General features: G+C 40.1%; 18 protein-coding genes and 1 pseudogene. All 19 read right to left on the bottom strand.

All coding sequences use genetic code 11. From position 1 onward, the window contains the following. Positions 1-257: 257 nt before the first annotated feature. The 19 genes and pseudogenes from jag to EL097_RS04080 all read right to left on the bottom strand — a co-directional run bounded on the left by jag (position 258) and on the right by EL097_RS04080 (position 19454). Positions 258-1166 carry an RNA-binding cell elongation regulator Jag/EloR gene (gene jag, locus EL097_RS04175; RefSeq protein ID WP_003045479.1) on the bottom strand — a complete coding sequence of 303 codons (909 nt, stop codon included), beginning with the start codon at positions 1164-1166 and terminating at the stop codon, positions 258-260. Between the two features lie 11 nt (positions 1167-1177). Next, the gene (locus EL097_RS04170; protein ID WP_086014936.1) at positions 1178-2005 is read right to left on the bottom strand and encodes a YidC/Oxa1 family membrane protein insertase; all 828 of its coding nucleotides are present in this window, start codon (positions 2003-2005) and stop codon (positions 1178-1180) included. After that, a complete protein-coding gene (gene rnpA, locus EL097_RS04165) occupies positions 1971-2330 on the bottom strand; it encodes a ribonuclease P protein component (RefSeq protein WP_003045482.1) in 360 nt (119 codons plus the stop codon). Before rnpA ends, EL097_RS04170 begins: the two co-directional genes overlap by 35 nt. 382 nt (positions 2331-2712) lie before the next feature. Further along, positions 2713-3177: pseudogene (tnpA, locus tag EL097_RS04155) on the bottom strand (IS200/IS605 family transposase). A gap of 452 nt (positions 3178-3629) precedes the next feature. After that, positions 3630-4370, bottom strand: coding sequence for a response regulator transcription factor (locus EL097_RS04150; RefSeq protein ID WP_003045484.1), 741 nt, complete (start codon positions 4368-4370; stop codon positions 3630-3632). A 3-nt stretch (positions 4371-4373) separates the two neighbouring features. Beyond that, a complete protein-coding gene (locus EL097_RS04145) occupies positions 4374-5657 on the bottom strand; it encodes a sensor histidine kinase (RefSeq protein ID WP_003045486.1) in 1284 nt (427 codons plus the stop codon). Further along, on the bottom strand, positions 5658-7001 hold the full coding sequence (locus EL097_RS04140; RefSeq protein WP_003045488.1) for a GHKL domain-containing protein: 1344 nt from the start codon (positions 6999-7001) through the stop codon (positions 5658-5660). A gap of 620 nt (positions 7002-7621) precedes the next feature. Further along, positions 7622-9070: a glutamate--tRNA ligase gene (gene gltX / locus EL097_RS04135; protein WP_003045490.1), complete on the bottom strand. Its 1449-nt coding sequence runs from the start codon at positions 9068-9070 to the stop codon at positions 7622-7624. A 135-nt stretch (positions 9071-9205) separates the two neighbouring features. Then, positions 9206-9664: an MFS transporter gene (locus EL097_RS04130; RefSeq protein WP_039994712.1), complete on the bottom strand. Its 459-nt coding sequence runs from the start codon at positions 9662-9664 to the stop codon at positions 9206-9208. Positions 9665-9686: 22 nt separating this feature from the next. Continuing rightward, complete coding sequence (locus EL097_RS04125; protein WP_003045495.1) at positions 9687-10364, bottom strand: hypothetical protein; 678 nt, start codon at positions 10362-10364, stop codon at positions 9687-9689. A gap of 3 nt (positions 10365-10367) precedes the next feature. Then, the gene (locus EL097_RS04120) at positions 10368-10814 is read right to left on the bottom strand and encodes a LytTR family DNA-binding domain-containing protein (RefSeq protein WP_003045497.1); all 447 of its coding nucleotides are present in this window, start codon (positions 10812-10814) and stop codon (positions 10368-10370) included. Between the two features lie 253 nt (positions 10815-11067). After that, a complete protein-coding gene (locus tag EL097_RS04115) occupies positions 11068-11784 on the bottom strand; it encodes a TIGR00266 family protein (RefSeq protein WP_003045499.1) in 717 nt (238 codons plus the stop codon). Positions 11785-11937: 153 nt separating this feature from the next. After that, on the bottom strand, positions 11938-12432 hold the full coding sequence (locus tag EL097_RS04110) for a beta-class carbonic anhydrase (protein WP_003045500.1): 495 nt from the start codon (positions 12430-12432) through the stop codon (positions 11938-11940). A 191-nt stretch (positions 12433-12623) separates the two neighbouring features. Beyond that, positions 12624-13985: a DNA repair protein RadA gene (radA, locus tag EL097_RS04105; protein ID WP_099983187.1), complete on the bottom strand. Its 1362-nt coding sequence runs from the start codon at positions 13983-13985 to the stop codon at positions 12624-12626. Positions 13986-14082: 97 nt separating this feature from the next. Beyond that, complete coding sequence (locus EL097_RS04100; protein ID WP_003045504.1) at positions 14083-14529, bottom strand: dUTP diphosphatase; 447 nt, start codon at positions 14527-14529, stop codon at positions 14083-14085. A gap of 105 nt (positions 14530-14634) precedes the next feature. Further along, complete coding sequence (locus tag EL097_RS04095) at positions 14635-15402, bottom strand: epoxyqueuosine reductase QueH (protein ID WP_003045505.1); 768 nt, start codon at positions 15400-15402, stop codon at positions 14635-14637. Between the two features lie 116 nt (positions 15403-15518). Then, positions 15519-17303, bottom strand: coding sequence for an ABC transporter ATP-binding protein (locus EL097_RS04090; RefSeq protein ID WP_003045507.1), 1785 nt, complete (start codon positions 17301-17303; stop codon positions 15519-15521). Further along, positions 17303-19012, bottom strand: coding sequence for an ABC transporter ATP-binding protein (locus EL097_RS04085; protein ID WP_003045509.1), 1710 nt, complete (start codon positions 19010-19012; stop codon positions 17303-17305). Before EL097_RS04085 ends, EL097_RS04090 begins: the two co-directional genes overlap by 1 nt. Further along, complete coding sequence (locus EL097_RS04080) at positions 19005-19454, bottom strand: MarR family winged helix-turn-helix transcriptional regulator (protein WP_003045511.1); 450 nt, start codon at positions 19452-19454, stop codon at positions 19005-19007. The genes EL097_RS04085 and EL097_RS04080 overlap by 8 nt, the downstream gene beginning before the upstream one ends. Positions 19455-19577 lie beyond the last annotated feature (123 nt).

Here is a 19577-nt window from a genome sequence, read left to right as displayed (position 1 = left end):
ATGTCTGGTTTTCTGGAAATTTTATTTCTTGCAGCCATTCTTAGCAAAAATAGCAAACAAGATTATAGCAAGTAAAATCACGATGGCTATGCCATTCTTGACCTCAACTGGTTGAGATTTTCTCCCTTTTTAATCAGCTATCTGAGCTTCTCCCCCTATTTTTTGACCCTCTCCTTACCTTCCAACAAACGCTTACAACTCTGTGACACCTTTTTTAACAAAAAAATCTTGTAACAAGTTGTTACAAGATTAGGCTGTTATTCTGATAATGTTACCACCACATAGCGGTTAGGGTCATTCCCTTCGGAATAACTATCAACACCTCTAATGGTTGAAACCGTTTTGTGAACAATTTTACGCTCACTATTGCTCATAGGATCCATGGTATAATCTTGACCAGACTCCAAGACACGTTTAGCAACCTTCTGGGTAAAGTCAATCAAGATTTCTGTGCGATGTTCAACATAATCATGCACATTCAAGGATACTGAAAAATTCTTGGAATAACGATCGTGCAAGAAGTTTTGCGCCAACAGCTGAAGGGACTTCAACACCTTACCATGATAACCAATCACACGACCCGCTTCTGGTGTTTCAATTTGTAGATTGATTTGACGACGGTTATTACTGGTTTCGATAGAAACTTCAATATCCATTTCGTAAATGATTTTAGTCACATAATCAGAAACTTCTTGAGCAGCTTTTGCAATATCCTTACTCAAGCTGTCATCACTAACACCTTGGCTAGCCTGCGCCCCCTCAACAGGAGATGACATTGGAACTGTATCTTCCACCTCTTTAACAGGGGTATTAGAAACCTGAGCTGGACTATTTTCGGGTGTTAAACTGACTACTTTATCATTTTCCACCGCCATCTCTTGAGCAGTTTTTATCTCCTCAAGTTCCACTTCAGCAGGATTGACCACTGGAGCATTCTGACGATTAATATCGTCTGGAACACCACGAGTGGCTTTTTTATCGGCCTTGTAGACTGTCTTATCGCTAATACCTTCGATAGCAACTTGGGCTGGTTTTTTACCAAAGCCTAGGAAGCCCTTCTTCTCTTTTGAAATGACCGTAATATGCGCTTTAAGACGTGATAACTCCAACTCTTGGAGGCCTTTTTCGATAGCTTCCTCGACCGTTTTTCCTGTAAATAATGCCATAACCTAAACTCCTATTTTCTCTTCATTGCTTTTTTACGAGCACGACGTTCACGAAGGCGACGCTCTTTTTCTTCAGTCGCAAGACGCTGTCTTTCCGCAATAATCTTAAAGGGATTGTTTAATAATAATAGTTGAACCACTTGGAAAGCATTAGATACCGCCCAATAGAGCACAACCCCGCTGGCCAAATTGAAGCCCATGAAAAAGATCATCAGTGGCATCACATAAATCATAATGGCCATCATCATGTTCTTTTCCTTGGCAGCTAAATTGGTCAACCAAGTGGACAAGAAAGTAAAGACAGCTGCCAAAATCGGCAAAATATACAAATGGTCATGTTGTGCCAATTCAACCCACAAGAAGGTTCCTGTTTTCAAGAAAGGCACGCGCGTCAAAGCTTGGAAAAGAGCAATCATAACTGGCATTTGAATCAAGAGAGGCAAAAGACTGGCATATGGATTGACTCCGTATTTTTTGTAGAGAGCCTGACTTTCTTCAGCCAATATCATGCGTGTCTCTGCATCCTTGCTAGCGTATTTCTTTTGCAACTCCCTAAGTTCAGGTTGGATGTCTTGCATCTTCTGGCTAGATTTGATTTGCATGTTAAACAAAGGCATGAGTAAGAGACGAATGATGAGGGTAAAGAGAATAATACCTACCCCGATTGACCCATCAAAGGAAAGCCATTGAATCGCTCTGGCAAAAAGGTAAACCAATTGCTCCCAACCACTGGTTGATTGGGCAGTTACTTCACCACGGCCGCAGGCCACTAATAATAGGACTACGGGAACTAAACCTACAATTTTAATTTTTTTCTTCACTCTCAAAACCTTCCTCAAGCAACTGCGCTAACTTTAAAACATGATGTAAATTTTGTTGAAGCTCATGATAATCTAAGGTTTCAACACCCTTGCGGGCAATCACCACAAAATCTTCTGACTTTAACTGATCTCCTAGAGCCATAAGAACATGACGAATCCTACGTTTAACAGCATTTCTGGACACTGCATTTCCTAATTTTTTACCAGCAGAAATCCCCACTCTGAAGTGTTTTTGGTCTTTTTTTAAATGATAAATGACAAATTTTCGATTTGCCATGCTTTTGCCAGCCTTAAAAATGGCCTGGAAATCTTTCTCACGCTTGACACGATAGGTCTTCTTCAAAACTTAACTCCATAATCTAAATTATTATCATTATACCACATCCCTTAAAAAATTAAAAAGCCCTAACCCTTTTAGATTAAGCCTTATTCTCATAATATTTTCTTTTTTCAAGCCCTCAGCGACCTAGTCAGGACAAAATCCTCTCATCAAATAAGCATTTCTCTCCTAAAAAAGAGCCAATTCTTTGAACAAATAGGGTAGCTTTCTCAAAATATCAACCAAGGTTTCAAAACGAGGGAAAACATGACCACCCGTTAGACGGGTGGTTTGAACCGGGGCTATAAGCCCACATCACCAGCCAGCGCCTAAAGACGCTGGCTTTCACTTTGTTCAAGCCTCGCTGCTCTTGACTCGTCACTAGCCTCTTAAAGAGGCAGTTGTACTACTTGCCACTATCCCTAAAGGGATCCTCATATTCTTTCACACTCAACTTATCAAGTGCTATATCATGTTTTTCCTGCTCTTGAATATATTTCTTTATGGTGGCTTCATTGAGACCAACTGTACTCACGTAATAGCCCTCTGCCCAAAAATGTCGATTCCCAAATTTGTATTTTAAGTTGGCGTGTTTATCAAACATCATTAAAGCACTTTTACCTTTTAAATACCCCATGAAACTTGATACACTTATTCGTGGTGGAATGCTCACTAACATATGAACATGGTCTGGCATCAGATGTCCTTCTATAATTTCCACTCCTTTGTAACTGCATCATCGGCGAAATATCTCGCCTAAACTGTTTCTATATTGATTATAAATAACTTTTCGTCTATACTTAGGTGTAAACATAATGTGATATTTACACATCCACTTTGTGTGTGATAAACTATGTGCCTTTTGTGCCATATTATTGTCTCCTTTCGCTTTACAGTTGGCTTGAACACCCTTATTGTATCGCGTTTGGAGATTTTTTTGTATAACATCTGATGCGCACCCGCATAGCGGGTGGTTTATTTGTCTCGCACCTATCGGAGCGAGACGGGCTTAAAGCCACATAAACAAAAAACCCGGCAAGCCGGGTCTTGATACTGATCTTACAATCAGCTAATGTGATATCCAAACAAAGACAACTGAAATGATCATGTCGCATACCGAGTCATCATATCAAAAATACTATCCTGTTTATGGAGAGAGAGAAAATAATATTTTGATTGAATTGGGGATTGACCACCCGATAAACTGATGATTTCGTAGATCTTTATTTACACTAGCTATTATAGCTGAAAATATCCTGATGAGGTCATCATTTCCTGAAATGTTGCTTTTTCGTCCTAAAATGTTATCTTTTTTCTTTATTTTTAATGAAGGGACTCCCATTTTTCAAAAAGACATTTCATTTTCAAACGTGAAACCATGCAGGAATCCCCATTTTCAAAATAAAGCAGCTGCTTGGCCTTGTCAATGCGGACAACCCTATCAAGATTGACCAAGTAGGACCTATGACATAAGAAAAGCTTAGGAGCAACGGCCTGTATTTCAGATAAATTACCATAGAATTCCAGTCTCTCCGTCTGGGTCCACAAACACACCTTGTGGGGCGTAGTTGCTGTGGCAAAGTATAAAATATCTTTGTAGGGTAGCTTTAATCTGGTCTGGGGCGTTTCAAACAAAAATATATCTTCAGATTCCCGACTTGACATCATCTCATAGGTGTAGCGAATACAGTCTTCAATTTGTTCCTTGAACTGCTCCTTATCTGCCGCCTTATCAATAAAATCCAGAGCAGAAACCTTATATTTGAAGGAAATAGGTGCAAATTCAGAATGAGTGGTCACAAAAACAATCACTGCATTGGGATCTTTTTGCCGGATATCTACTGCTAACTCAAGCCCACGACGAGCCTCATCACCAATCTCAATATCTAAAAAATACAGTTGATGGTCTCCTCTTTCTTGAATGCTCTCAAATAATTTTTGGGGATTTGAAAATACTTCTAGCTGATTACAAGGGATTTTAGTTGCTTCCAAGATAGCCACCACCACGGACTCAATGCGTGTCTGCTGGATAAAATCATCTTCAAGAATAAAAATATTCATCATACCTTATCTCATTTCTAACAGTTGTCTCAAGCGGTAATGATCGCTTTTAGTCGAAAACGTTATTTGGGGATGACCATTTAAGATTGTAAAGAAGCGAGACAGACTCTTTTGCTGAACATTAAAGAGTCTTGCCATATTAATACGGTTCGTTTTCGTGCTATTTTCAATAATAAAAAATTGTTTGCCATCTTGTTTAAAGTAGGCAATCGATAAGAAGGGCCTTCGGCTACCTTTTGCTGTCTCAATGGCATTATCCACTAAGCCAGTAAAGAGCACAATTAAATCGAGTAACTTAATAGGTAAATCATCAATCACATCTGGAATATCAATATATAACTTAATCCCATAATGTTGTGCCTCTAGTAATTTGGAATTCATAACACTGCGAATAACAGCCTCTTGGATATTGTCTAAAGAAGACACTTCATAACTGTTGCGCATCATGGAGGTTGCCGATTGCTGGATAACTGTTTCATAGACTTGGGTAATGGAGGTCATGTCCCCACTATCAATACTATCTTTTAAACTAATCAGGATATTTTCCGAATCGTGTTTGACTGTCCTGATTTCCTGATAAAGTTGCTCAATGGAATGATTGTAATTCTCGAGGTAACCAATACGTTCATTCTGAGCTTGAACTAGTTTTTGTGATAATTGATCTTTGGCAAATCGGTCCAATTTGACAACCACCCAGATTAAAATAGCTAAGTAGATAAAAATCAACATGGAGCGGCAGCGAAAGTAAAGGCTTAAAAAGTCGCTCTGCACATTGACCAAAAAATGCACAAAGAAATAATAAGAAAACATGGCAGTGTTCATCCAGAAAACCCATTTTTTCATCTTATCTTCGCTGATAAAGCGGAGCAGGCTAAGGTCAATGCTGAAAATGTAGCTAAAAAGATAAAACATCGGCAAAACACAAAGGTAACACAGTTCTAACAGCCTGAGGTCATTGTTGATTTGACTGATGGTAAAGCCTATAACAACGGGCAAAAAGAAGGAGCCAATCACACGAAAGAGCAACTCAACAATCATAATGGCAAAAAAACCATTAAAAATATGTTCGGATAATTTCTTTTGAGGAGCAAACAGTAAACTCACAATGATAAAAAAGAATTGGTCAATCAAAATCAGATTGTCAAACATCATATTTGCAATGATAAACATTAGCCCTGTCAGACACAAACGCTTCCAACTGAGCTTAATGCCTGAAGACTTTGAAAAAATGACCCAGCTATCAATAAAAATGGTGACATAGAAGAAAAACATACTGTGTGTCAAATTCATCTAGTTAACCTCCACTTTGGGAATTGTCAAGGTTTGACTAAACTGTTTGCGATAACTTTTGGTTCGTAAACCCAATTGAGGGTATTTTTGAAGAATACGCTGAGCATTTGCAAGGCCAATACCACGACCTGAACCTTTAGAAGAATAACCTTCCTCAAAAACTTTGCTAATATCAACCTTTCCCTTGGTGCTGTTGGTCACTACAAAAACCTGTTGATCATCTAGTAAAAAATAGGCGATGGACATGCGAGGTTCCTTTGCTTCCAAAGCTGCCTCGATAGCATTGTCACAAAAAATAGACATCAACAGCAGCAAATCTAGTTCAGAAATATAGGTACTTTCAATAATATCTGGAACTTCTACATTTAAAGCAATGCCAGATTTTTCAGCATTGATAATTTTAGCTGACAATAGACTTTTTATGGAAGAAATGCCAATTTTCCCTAATTTGGAAATATTATAGTGCTTATCATCCCAATAATCATTGGCTTCATGGACTGTTTTGGCATAAATGGTTTGAATATGACTAATAGAGCCGCTCTTGATAGCTTGACCTAGCTGCTCCAGTCGATCTAAATAATCATTTTGGAAGACCCGTACATCTCGATAGAGTTTTTCAAGGTGTTTGCCATAGGTTTCCAAATTGGCCACATAGGTCTGCTGCTCTTTTTTCAGTTCATTTTTAAGGTATTCTTTAGACCTATGGTTAAAGTAAGATAAGAGGTAAATCAACAGTAACATGAAAACCAAAAACAAAAGTTTATAAGACGTTGGGACAAGAAGCGAATGGTCAAAATGAAGAAAAGGATCCGTAAAGCCTAAAATCATGAAAATATCCACATAGTAGGCCACAATAAAAATCAGTAAAATTTTATAGAAATTACGAGACCTCATCGAATAATCTGCTTGGAATATCACTTTGTAATCTTTACCAACTAGGTAATTAATCACAGCAAAGCTGGGGAAAATCATCAGGTAAGTCAACAAATCAACAACAATATGATTCACGTAAAAACCATTGGTCAAAAAAATATAGGGAATGATAATAATCACAATAAAGCGTGACAAAAGGTCAATAAAGACACTGGGCGCAAAGGCCAAAAAGAGTGACTTTAGAGATGAAATGTGATGATTTTCTTGTTTTAAAATAAAGAGAAACAAAAAAGGATCAATTAATAACGGCGATAAATACGGAAACTGATTAAAAAATAGGGCTAAAGCCAAGACCAATAACTGTTTCCAAATCGGTAGGTTAATATCTGACAAGAAGGAAAAAATATAAAGTTCTGTCATATAATAGGCTATGATTGACAGAAATAAAAATACATAGTCGCTATGAGCCATTTTTCTTCCTTTCCAACTTTATTATTTTAGCATATTTTCTGACAATGACTATAATACTATTTGGTTACAGTTCGTTGACTAAAAACAGGCTAGAAGAATTGACCTTGACAAAATATTAAAGGATTATTGTACAACAATTGGGCAATAAAAACCATCTCTAAAACCAAGATTATACTAATCTTCTGAAAAAGTTCTTAAACAGGGCTATGACATTGAGATTGCCCCAAAAGCTTTACAAGTCAGCCCTGTCCCCCTATCCCTACGAACTACTGCTAACAGAACTGCTTGGGATATTTCTCTACACACTCTAAACAAAATGGTTGAAAAAAGATAAAAAGACTGAGAATTAAATTTCTCAGCCTCAGATTGAAGAAAAAGTCCATTTAGGACAATTTTTCTTCAATCTTTTTTCACTCTTCTAAAAAAGAAAAACTCCTGAAACACGACAACATAAGCGTTTCAAGAGTTGGTTGACATCATGATCATTAAATCATTTTCATTGACACCTTCTAAAAATAAAGTTTGTCTACGTTCTAAGACTGAGAATTAAATTTCTCAGCCTTATGACTGTACCATTATCTCTTGGCTCTTTGGTATGGAAAAGCAAGTTCAATAACTCCTTACAGCATCTTGTTAATGTGCTCAATGGATTTGTCACGACCTAATAAGTAAATGGTATTTGGTAACTCAGGACCGTGCATTTCACCGGACACTGCAATACGGATTGGCATGAAGAGGTTCTTGCCCTTGATACCTGTTTCTTTTTGCACAGCCTTGATTTGTGGGAAAATATTTTCTGGCTTGAAGTCTTCGTCTGACATGGCTTCTAGTTTTTTCTTGAAGGCTTGCAAGACTGTCGGAACGGTTTCACCAGCCATCACTTCTTTTTCAGCTTCTGTTAATTCTGGGAAGTCTGAGAAGAAAAGGTCGGTCAATGGAACAATCTCATCAGCCGATTTTAATTGAGGTTTGTAAAGCTCAACTAATTTTTCTGCCTTGTCAGTCAAGCGTCCTGCTGCTTCAAGGAAAGGTTTGCAGAGGGCATAAACAGTTTCAAAGTCCGCATTTTTCAAGTACTCATTGCTCATCCAATCCATCTTCTTCTGATCGAAAGCAGCTGGAGACTTGCTGAGGCGATTTTCATCAAAAAGAGCAATTAATTGTTCACGAGAGAACATTTCTTCTTCTCCACCAGGATTCCAACCAAGAAGGGCAATAAAGTTAAAGACCGCTTCAGGCATATAACCCTTCTTACGGTAATCCTCGATAAATTGGAGGGTATTTGTATCGCGTTTGGACAATTTTTTCCCTGTTTCAGAATTGATGATGAGGGTCATGTGACCAAAGGCTGGCGCTTCCCACCCAAGGGCTTCATAAACCATTAATTGCTTTGGTGTGTTGGCGATATGGTCGTCCCCACGGATAACATGGGAAATTTGCATGTCATGGTCATCGACAACAACCGCAAAGTTGTAAGTTGGGTAGCCATCTTTTTTCTGAATGACCCAGTCTCCACCGATATTGCCACCTTCAAATTCAATATCGCCTTTAACCATATCCGTCCATTTGTAAATGCCAGCTTCGTTAACAGCTAACCGAACGGTTGGAACAATTCCTGCCGCTTCGCGTTCAGCAATGTAAGCTGCTTTTTGGTCTTCTGTCATGCCAAGGAATTCATTGATATAGCGAGGAGTTTCACCTGCTGCTTCTTGGCGCTCACGCTCTGCTGCCAATTCTTCCTCAGTCACGTAAGACTTATAGGCCTTACCTTCTGTCAATAATCGGTCAATGTATTGTTGATAGAGCTCTAGGCGTTCTGACTGACGGTACTGGTCATGGGTTTCTGGACTTTCGTCCCAATCCATGCCAAGCCATTTCAAATTTTCTAATTGTGAACGCTCACCATCTTCCACATGACGTTTACGGTCGGTATCTTCAATACGAATGATAAACGTACCGCCATGATGACGTGCATAAAGGTAGTTAAAGAGCGCTGTCCGCGCATTTCCGATGTGTAATAATCCAGTTGGACTTGGTGCGTAACGCACACGAATTGGTTTTGTTGACATGTGAGTCTCCTGTAACATTTTCAAAATTCAATCGTTCTTATTATAGCACTAATTAACTAAAAAGGGGAGGAGATTTGTCTTTTTCAGACCATATCATGGTTTCTCTTGCCAAGAAAAGAGACACTTTTTAGTCCATTAGTCCTCTTTTTTGATAGAAATTGTCGAAAGAGAGAAGTCATGAGTTTTATAAACGTAGATAATCAGTAAGAAACTAAAAGCTATCAATAGCAGGCTAATCCAATCCAAAGAAAGCAGGACAACAAGAACTGAAACCAGAAGGCGGGATAAAACAGCACCAAGCTGGACATAAGTTCCTACTCCAGAGCCAATCATGGCAATCTTTTCTTCTGGTAAAGTATTCTTGATTAAGGCATTTAATTTGGGATTAATCATACCAGAAATAATGGTTGTTAAGACAAGGCTGATGTAAAGCCCATAAATAGAGTGACAGAGAAGACTGATAAAAATAAAAGGAACCATCAAACTAATCCCTTTGACCAGAACAAGCAGCTTACTTTTTTTAAACAGGGGCATGGCTAAAAAGCCACCCATAATGGTACCTGCAATACTAAAAAAAGAGCAGAACCAAAACAATTTATTCTGCTCTATGAATGGTCTAAAGGTAATGAATGTCAAGACTTGAGAAAATCAAATCGGCATCAAGTACCAAGACCTTTTCAGCTGCTGGGTAATTAGGGGCTTGGTTGACCGAACTAAAAACATGGTCGCCTTTGACATCAACGCGCCAATGGCTAGGAACATAAACAGTCACTGATGAGAAGATGGCATCAACCTGATAACAGGCCCTCTCCCCTTCTATCTCAGCTTCATTGAAATAGACCGTCGAACTGCCAAATACAACGTCTATTGAATCTTCTGAAAAATGGTTGTCGTTAATATAGCGGTTGAAACTGCCAAACACCTTACTAAATCCTTGGCTTTTCCCTTCTTGCTGATTTGAATAACGGGAGATAGTCCGATTATAGTAACCAGAAAGGCTGGACCCTTTAAAAATTAAGAGCAAGCCCATGGCCACTAAGACGGTCACCACCATTAATAGACCACTGGATATATTGATCCAATGGAAAATATCATTCAACTGGGCAAGGCTCCAGATCGCTAAAAGAGTACCTAAAATAAAATGTCTCTTACTGAATTGAATGATTGCTCCAATAGTTAAAAAGGTGATCCATAGAATGGTCCAAATCGGTAGCTGATAAAGCCCTAATTGTTCTTTGAAAACCAAGAGGGCAGCCAATAAAATCAATCCTATTCCTAAAAATGTACGTTTCATGCCTTACCTCGTTTCTCTAAGTTTTTCTTTTAATAATTGGTAATAATGCCGCGACACATGAACTTGTTTGTGAGTATCATAGAAACAAATACGACTAGTTCCTGAAAAGGACTTTTCGAGGGAATAAATGCAACTGGTATTGACAATGGTTGCTTTAGCCACACGACAAAAGGATGGAGGAAGATAAGCTTCCAGTTCATACAGTTTTAATTTGACCTCGTAAGCATTGTCTTTAGAGTGCCCAAAAACTTTGGACCCGTCTGTCTCAAAAAAGAGAATTGTTGATAGGTCTAAGAAATACTCACTATTGCCCTTATAAAAAACCAGCGGTCTTCGATCCATTTGAAGAAGGGCCTGTTGAAGTTGAAGCACCTGTTCAGTGATATGAGCAGCTTTAATGGTCACTTCAATAGCATCACAAGACGCATCTAACTCAATCACAATTTTCACTGGGTACCTCCCTTCTAAAAATCATCACTGCTAAGGCTTATAAACATCTCGCAGTTATCTCTTATCACTTTGTTATTCTATTATAGCAAGCTTTGGGGTGAAAACAAGAGGGTTTGTGTAAGTGGTCATTTTTTGAAGGCAAGTGGTTTCAAACAACACCTCAAACAAAGGAGAGAGGATGCTTTAGATGTCATTTAATACCTGCCTTTCACTAACTTCCCAGCAAAAAAGCCCCTTAAAGGAGCTTCGTTGGTTAATGGTTAGTTGCTAAAGGTAAAAAAGGTTTGAGAACTGCTGCAAATTGTTCCACATTCAAACTTTGCACATAAATATCACCAGTTCCTCTAAAGGTATTTACAATACCTTCTCCAGTACCAATGGACTGCAGAAAGCCATTTTCCAAATGGATATCATAATCCAACTCTTGACTCCAGGCCACCACATGGGCATTATCAATAGTGATGCTGTCTTCTCGTAAACTTATTTTTTTGATAGAACCAAAGGCATTAGCCAGTAAAGTGCCCTCACCTTGCGTTGACATAACAAAGAGACCACCTTGGCCACCAAAAAGAGCCTTACCTACTGATTGTCGTCTCATTGTATAATGGGCGGAGCCATCCAAAGCTAGAAAGGCACCATCATTTAGGCAATATTGGTTGATTCCCAAGTCTAAGGCCATGACCTGACCTGGCATAGAGGGGGCTAAAGCAAGCTTGCCATGCTCATCATTGGCAAGCGCCTTTGTTACAAACATGGACTCACCTGAAACCATAGAACGTCCAATAGCGCCCACTAATTTCCCTAGCCCTGACCCACGACTGTTCAGGCTAGTGGTGAGACCCACAGAAGGGGTATGATAAACCATGCTCCCTTGCTGAAGAAAAACTGATTCTCCTGCCTCTAACTCAATTTCCACCAGAGGAAACTGCATATTACTGTCTATCCGGTACTTCATGCGATTATCTGCCATTGTCATCTCCTTTGTATGATGCTATTCATACAAACAGTATAGTCCTTTTTCAAACTGCTGTCCACTAATAACCTACGTATCCCTTAGGAAAATTGACCTGTTGAAAATAGCTGATCAAAGCAGCTGATGGACTTTTTAAATGAGAGGAGCCACTTACACCACTGAGATCATACGTCCTGTATCCACATCATAGACAGCGCCATTAATCACCACATCATCTGGAATCAAGGGAGATTGGCGCAAAATAGCCATATCTTCACGAACACTGGCTTCCACATCTGTAAAGGGCAGAAAATCTTTGTCGCCAACCTCAACGCCTAAACTATCTCGAAGCTGCTTGGCAAAGCTTTCATTGGTGAAGGTTTGCGCCCCACAATCTGTATGATGTAAGACCACAATTTCACGAGTTCCCATTTGCTGCTGAGAGATAACCAGTGAACGAATCATATCGTCTGTCACGCGCCCACCCGCATTTCGCAAAATATGAGCATCTCCTAGGGCCAGTCCCAGAGCTTGGGCCACATGTAGCCGTGAATCCATGCAAGTCACAATAGCCACCCGCATTTTAGGTTTCAAAGGTAAATGAGCAGTGCCATGTAAGGCTACATAAGCCTTATTAGCCGATAAAAAATGGTCAAAGTAAGACATCAATAAACTCCTTTTGAAAAACAGCAAAGCCAGTTTAGCTGTTAGTTTATCTTATCTTAACATCTTTTATGAAAAATAGCTGGATCAGCAACTCAACATAAAAAGAATGGTCGTAAATGTTAAAAATCCCCTCTAAACGACTTCTTAATGACGACACTTTCCTTGCTTGCTTTGCTCTTACCTATTTAACCTTAGCCAAAAACGGCTTTTAACACTTGGCCAACGGTAGTCACCCCAACCACAGCAATTCCTTTTGGAATAGCAATCCCTTGCAGAGCATTTTTAGGGGCGTAGATTTTAGTAAAGCCTAGCTTAGTTGCTTCATTAATCCGTTGCTCAATACGGGTCACTCGCCGAATCTCACCTGTTAACCCAATCTCGCCTAAGAAAGCTTCTTGCGGGCTAGTTGGTTTTTCCTTGTAACTAGAAGCAATGGCCACAGCGACTGCCAAATCAATAGCAGGCTCATCCAATTTGACACCACCAGCTGATTTAAGGTAGGCATCTTGATTTTGTAAAAGAAGCCCACAGCGTTTTTCTAAGACTGCCATAATGAGGCTTACACGATTGAAATCAAGTCCAGTTGTGGTTCGTCTAGCATTGCCAAAAATAGATGGTGTTACCAAAGATTGAACCTCCGCTAAAATCGGTCGGCTGCCTTCCATGGTTACCACGATGGCTGAACCTGTGGCACCATCTAAACGCTCTTCAAGAAAGACTTGACTTGGATTTAGAACCTCAACAAGTCCGGCTGACTGCATTTCAAAAATACCAATCTCATTCGTAGAGCCAAAGCGATTTTTCACAGCCCGCAAAATACGAAAAGTATGATGCCTTTCCCCCTCAAAGTAGAGAACGGTGTCCACCATGTGTTCTAACATACGAGGTCCTGCCAAAGTCCCTTCCTTGGTGACATGCCCCACAATAAAGGTTGCAATATTATTGGTCTTTGCCAACTGCATCAATTCGGCAGTGACTTCTCTCACCTGACTAACTGATCCTTGAACACCTGTAATCTCAGGACTCATAATGGTTTGAATAGAATCAATAATCAAGAAATCTGGCTGCAAGTTTTCAACTTCTGATCGAATAGCCTGCATATTAGTCTCAGCATAGAGGTAAAATTCATTGTCAATATCCCCCAAGCGCTCACTGCGCAGTTTAATCTGCTCTGCTGATTCTTCCCCGGAGACATAGAGAACGGTTCCCTTATTGGCTAGCTGGGTGGATACCTGCAAGAGCAAGGTGGATTTTCCAATACCTGGATCGCCACCGATTAAGACCAAACTTCCTGGAACGACACCGCCACCGAGAACACGATTAAATTCTGCCATATCGGTCTGTGTCCGATGATAGCTGATATTGTCCACATCTTTTAGTTTAATAGGTTTACTCTTCTCACCTGTCAAACTAACACGAGCATTTTTGACTTCTTTGACCTCTACTTCTTCCACAAAAGAAGACCAGGCTGAACAGTTTGGACAGCGCCCTAAATATTTGGGTGACTGGTAGCCACACTCTTGACAAATGAAGGTCGCTTTTTTCTTTGCTATGGTAATCTCCCTCCCTCAATAAAAACAGCAGGCTGTTAAGGTGGCGAGGCATTCAAAGTCCCCTTAACCCCTGACTAGTAACTATAAGACAGTTCCCTTATTTGCCTGTTGAACCAAAGCCACCTGTTCGTTCACCGCTGGCTTGATCACCATCAGCAATCAAAAAGGGCATGAAAACACCTTGAACAATACGTTCGCCGACTACCAATGTAACCGGCTGGTCTGTAATGTTTTGCATCTGCGCAAAAATATGCCCCTCATTGGCTTCATTGCCATAGTAATCCCCATCAATCACCCCAACGGAGTTAATCAAGACCAAGCCTTTTTTCCGAGGATTTGACGAACGGTCATAGAGGTAAAGTACCTCGCCATCTTGCATATAGGCTTTCACTCCCGTTGCTACTAGCTTAATTTCTCCTGGCGCAATAGTCACCTCTTCAGCAACAGACAAGTCATAACCAGCTGCATGCGCTGTCTCACGTTTTGGTAATAGGTCCTTATTGGTAAAGCCTGATACAAGCTCAAACCCACGAATCTTGGTCATTGTTTCATATCCTTTCAAGTCAATCATATCCTCTTATTATAGAATATTCGTAAAAGAATAGCAAAAAAGCGGTCATTTTTGAAGGAACCACTTTTAAGGATACTGTCACATCTCCTCCCCGCGATAACTAAAACGAATGTGGGGAAAATCCTTGTCCAAATCTTTGTCTGCCATAAAAGCTTTGGCATCTTTTTTCACTTGAACCAAGTCAATGCCCTGCATTTTGGCAGCGTAGACACAGCCACAATAACACTGGCGGTAAATATCATACTCCTCACACATTTCAACGGATCTACGATAACCGTTGTTTTTCTTGAAATCACTTGGCAGGTATTTGGTGGTGTAAACCTTTTGCACATCAATACCCACATCGTTAATGGTTTGTGAATTTTTATGAGGACTGATGGTTAGGGCACTAGCAAAGTAGTCAAAACCAAGTTCCACTGCTTTTTGAGCGGTCTTGTCTAAACGGTAATCGAAGCAAACACGGCAACGATCACCGCCCTCTGGCTCCTCTTCTAAACCTCGCACTTGTCGAACGTACTCATTGGGGACATAGTCGGCTTCGAGAAACTGAACGGTGTTGCCTGTTTTAGCATTGAATTCGGAGACAAACTGTTGTGTCACATAAGCTCTGCGATGGTATTCGTCCTTAGGGTGTATATTAGAATTGGCAAAGTAAACCGTAATGTCAGCAAACTGCGTCAGGTATTCTAGAGTATAAGTAGAACATGGGGCGCAGCAGACGTGCATTAAAATACTGGGGCGCACGGATTCCTTAGCCCAAACCTTGGTCATCTGCTGCATGACCCTGTCATAATTTATCTTTTGATTGGGATTCATTTTAGCGAGAATCTCTTGTAAATCAATCATTTTTGCTACTTTCTAGTTGTTTTTTCTCTTGCTTGCTATTATACCATATCAATCAAGAAAACTTGACTACTGATCGATCACCAAAAAACTCCGCTAAGAAGCGGAGTCGATGCCATCTATTCAAAGACGAATTGATTGTGATACAATTCGGCATAGAAACCTTTTTGATGCAATAACTCATGATGATTTCCTTGCTCAATAACTTTACCATCTTTGAGAACAATAATTTGATCGGCATTTAAAATGGTTTTGAGTCGGTGAGCAATGACAAAGCTGGTTCGACCTGCCACGATAGCTTCCATGGCCCGTTGAATTTTACTTTCGGTAACCGTATCAACATTTGAAGTAGCTTCATCCAAAATTAAGACTTCAGGATCGGTAAGTAGGGTTCTGGCAATGGAAATTAACTGCTTTTGACCTGTTGAAAAGACATTGTCATCATCTGAGACATAGGTATTGTACCCTTCTGGCAAGGACATGATAAAATCATGAATATGGGTTGCACGCGCAGCGGTTTCAACCATGTCTTGACTAATGGTCTGATCACCAAAACGAATATTATCGGCAATGGTTCCTGAAAAAAGAACTGACTCTTGCAACACAATCCCAACCTTCTGACGAAGACTATCCAAATCGTAGTCACGAATATCACGACCATCAAAGGTAATCGAACCTGCATCCACATCGTAGAAACGGTTAATCAAGTTCATAATAGTGGTCTTTCCAGAACCTGTCGGTCCAACCACGGCAATCATTTTGCCCTTGGGTGCCACGATAGACACATCTGATAAGACTTTTTGACCAGGAAGGTAACCAAAATCAACGTGGTTGATGGCCACTGCTTCTTTTAGGTTGGTGAATGCTGGTGCATTTTGTGGACGAACTTCCTCGGTCTCATCAAACATTTCTTGAATACGATGGGCACCCGTAAAGGCCAACTGCAATTCTCCCCAACTAGAAGCAATTTGCATCATGGGTTGGTAATATTGTTGTGAATATTGAACAAAGGTTACTACCAAACCAAGAGCTACAGCTGCTGGCATGGATTTGTCATTGAGGACAATTGTTGAGCCAACAAAAATCACGATAGCCGTGTTAACAAGGCTCATACCATTCATGACTGGGAACAACAGTCCTGAGAACAGACGACCTTTAAAGGTTGCCTGCCGAACCTTCTCATTGTGTTCCAAAAAACCTGCAACGGTTTCTTCTTGAACACCCTGTACGATAATCGCCTTTTGGCCAGAAATCTTTTCATCCATGTAAGCATTCAAGGCACTAACCTCTTGCTGTTGGATATTGGTGTATTTTCTTGCCAAACGAATGATAATGACTAGGAAAATAAGAGCAACTGGTGTTGAAGCCATGGTTAACAAAGCTAAGCGACTATCTTGCCTAAACATCATCCAAACCAGGCCGATGTAAAGGGCGATATTCGTCACTACTTGAACCAAGGATTGGTTAAGCGAGTTTTGAATATTATCCAAATCACTAGTGAAACGAGAAAGAATATCCCCATCTTTATGACGGTCAAAAAAGGCGACCGTTAATCGTTCTAATTTACCAAACAACCCCTTGCGCATACGATTGGTCGAATGGGCCACAATACGTGTAAACAAGAAACTGTAAATCAAATTGGCTAAGACCGTAAAGATGTAGGCCATCAACAACTTGAACATCACCGCATGAAAGGCTGACAAATCAGGACTAAAGTGTGTCTGACCACTCATCTTAGCAACGTAGTAAGCCTGACCGATTTTACCTAATTCGGTCAAGGACTCGCCTAAGAAGACAGGCGCTTTGACCTGCAAATAAGTTGCCAGAATAATAGCAACAGCAATCACAACAAATGATAACCGATAACGCTTAAAATAAAACCAGAAAAAACGTGCTACCTTCATTAGTCTTCCTCCTTACCTTTTTGTGTGTCATAAATTTCACGATAAACCGCATTATTGGCTAACAATTCAGCATGAGTTCCTTCGCCAAGCAGCTGACCCTGATCAAGAACTAAAATCTTATCAGCCTTCACCACTGAAGAAATCTTTTGGGCAATAATAACGGTCGTTGTGCCTTTCAATTCCTTGTTTAAGGCTTCTTGTACCAATTTTTCTGACTTGGCATCCAAGGCAGACGTTGAATCGTCTAAAACAAGAATCTTAGGCTGGTTAATGACACCACGCGCAATCGACATCCGTTGTTTTTGCCCACCAGAAAAGTTGTTGCCTCGTTCTTCAACTTGGCTCTCATAGCGACCATCCATGCGGTCAATAAATTCCATGGCCTGCGCAATACGTGCTGCCCGTTCCATGGCATAATCATCTGCAGTCGCTGACCCCTGGCGAAGGTTGTCCGCAATAGTTCCTGAAAAGAGAATAGCCTTTTGCAACACAATCGAAACCGTCTGACGAAGAGTCGCTTGACTAAGAGATGTAATCGGTTTGCCTCCCAGCAAAATTTGACCTTCTTGTGGGTCAAACAAGCGAGGAATAAGCTGTGCCAGTGTTGACTTTCCAGCCCCAGTAGCCCCCACAACGCCAATCATTTGACCAGGTTCAATGCTAAAGGAAATATGGTGCAAGGTCGGTTCATCATCATTAGGATAGGTAAAGCTCACATCCTCAAACACAATACTACCTGAAACCTCTTCTTCTTGATCAGTTTCAAAGGTCATGGCTGGCTCAGTATTGAGCACTTCTTTGATACGACCAATAGAAACAAAGGCACGACTGGCTTGCATGCCCATAAAGCCAACCATGATAATTGAAAACATGATTTGCATCATATAAGTCATAAAGGAAGCAATATTTCCAATAACTGCTGGGTCTGTTTCAACCATGCCAGAAACCATGTAGATGGATACATAAACTGCCAAATAAGATACTAACATCAAAGTTGGTTGCATCAACGAAAAGCCATAGCCGATAAAAAGATTCAAGTCCAATAGTTCTTTAGAAGCTTCTTTAAATTTGGCATATTGTTCCCGTTCTTGCACAAAGGATTTAACCACACGCACCCCGCGAAGGTTTTCCTTGGCAATACGATTAATCTTGTCCATCAATTTTTGGAATTTCCCAAAACGTGGTCCCATCTGACTCATGACCAAAGCCATGATTATCCCAATTAAAATGACCATCAGCACAATGACCCACCACAAGTCAGGTAAGGTCTGCACTGCCATAATAAAAGAGCCCATAAAGAGAATTGGCAATCGAAGGAGAACCTGAAACAGCATCATCACCAAATTTTGAATTTGAGTAATATCATTGGTCATCCGAACGACAAGATTCCCAGCATTAAATGCCTCGACATTGGCATAAGAAAAACTCTGAATTTTTCGGAAAGTCTTCTCACGAATATCAGCTGAAACCCCTTGAGCAATCTTAGCTGATAAAACCGTATTAAGGGTTCCAGAAACCAAGCCCACAAGGGCAATGATAAGCAACAACCTCCCCACATCATAAATCTTATCTTGGTTATTTTGAATAACGGCACTTAACACATCTTTTAAATAATGAGGTTGTAACAGACTACTCGCAACCACCCCAATAATCATCAGTAGCGAGCCTAAAACGTACCATTTGTAACGCAGGATTGCCTCTTTAAGCATTGTTCTCTCCTTTGTAAGTTAGCATATTTTGCTTGAGCTGCTGAATCACCTTTTTGACTGTCAGCAACTCTTCTCTCGTAATTTCCTTAAAAAAATAATGTTCAATATCCTTACGACATTCTTGAAGCAAGGGTAATTTATCCTTACCCGCCTGAGCCAAAACAATTTGTTTATAGCGCTTGTCAGCCTGCGAGGGAAGTACTTGGATAAAGCCGTTTTTGACCATGCGCTTGACTAAATTGCTAGTGACCGATTTTGAAATCTGCAGTTCTTTTTCAATATCCTTGACAAAGATTTCCTGATCTTGATGTTTGGATAGAAAAACCAACACATGTCCCTGAGGACCTGCTAAATGTTCCAAATTGTATTTCCTAGCAATTTCATCGCTAATTTGCTCAATCTGATGCGTTAATTCGCGCAAATCTGCAATTACTCGTGACATTTCTTTCCTCCTTGATAGTTTCCATGATAAGTATTTTAGTTCTCTTGATAACTATTGTCAATTAAAATGTCTTGAATTTTAAAAATCGTGTTCCTCTTCCCAATCCACAAGAACTTCAGGATA

The sequence above is a fragment of the Streptococcus canis genome (genome assembly GCF_900636575.1).
Classification (GTDB): domain Bacteria; phylum Bacillota; class Bacilli; order Lactobacillales; family Streptococcaceae; genus Streptococcus; species Streptococcus canis.
The sequence above is the reverse complement of the archived record's forward strand: the minus strand, read 5'-3'. Positions and strand labels throughout refer to the sequence as shown.

What these genes read in the sequence shown, in the direction of transcription:
- EL097_RS04090 (WP_003045507.1), bottom strand. Translation starts at nt 17,303, where the DNA reads ATGAAGGTAGCACGTTTTTTCTGGTTTTATTTTAAGCGTTATCGGTTA.
- EL097_RS04095 (WP_003045505.1), bottom strand. Translation starts at nt 15,402, where the DNA reads ATGATTGATTTACAAGAGATTCTCGCTAAAATGAATCCCAATCAAAAG.
- EL097_RS04100 (WP_003045504.1), bottom strand. Translation starts at nt 14,529, where the DNA reads ATGACCAAGATTCGTGGGTTTGAGCTTGTATCAGGCTTTACCAATAAG.
- EL097_RS04145 (WP_003045486.1), bottom strand. Translation starts at nt 5,657, where the DNA reads ATGAATTTGACACACAGTATGTTTTTCTTCTATGTCACCATTTTTATT.
- EL097_RS04150 (WP_003045484.1), bottom strand. Translation starts at nt 4,370, where the DNA reads ATGATGAATATTTTTATTCTTGAAGATGATTTTATCCAGCAGACACGC.
- EL097_RS04140 (WP_003045488.1), bottom strand. Translation starts at nt 7,001, where the DNA reads ATGGCTCATAGCGACTATGTATTTTTATTTCTGTCAATCATAGCCTAT.
- gltX (WP_003045490.1), bottom strand. Translation starts at nt 9,070, where the DNA reads ATGTCAACAAAACCAATTCGTGTGCGTTACGCACCAAGTCCAACTGGA.
- EL097_RS04115 (WP_003045499.1), bottom strand. Translation starts at nt 11,784, where the DNA reads ATGGCAGATAATCGCATGAAGTACCGGATAGACAGTAATATGCAGTTT.
- EL097_RS04085 (WP_003045509.1), bottom strand. Translation starts at nt 19,012, where the DNA reads ATGCTTAAAGAGGCAATCCTGCGTTACAAATGGTACGTTTTAGGCTCG.
- EL097_RS04080 (WP_003045511.1), bottom strand. Translation starts at nt 19,454, where the DNA reads ATGTCACGAGTAATTGCAGATTTGCGCGAATTAACGCATCAGATTGAG.
- jag (WP_003045479.1), bottom strand. Translation starts at nt 1,166, where the DNA reads ATGGCATTATTTACAGGAAAAACGGTCGAGGAAGCTATCGAAAAAGGC.
- EL097_RS04110 (WP_003045500.1), bottom strand. Translation starts at nt 12,432, where the DNA reads ATGTCTTACTTTGACCATTTTTTATCGGCTAATAAGGCTTATGTAGCC.
- EL097_RS04125 (WP_003045495.1), bottom strand. Translation starts at nt 10,364, where the DNA reads ATGAAACGTACATTTTTAGGAATAGGATTGATTTTATTGGCTGCCCTC.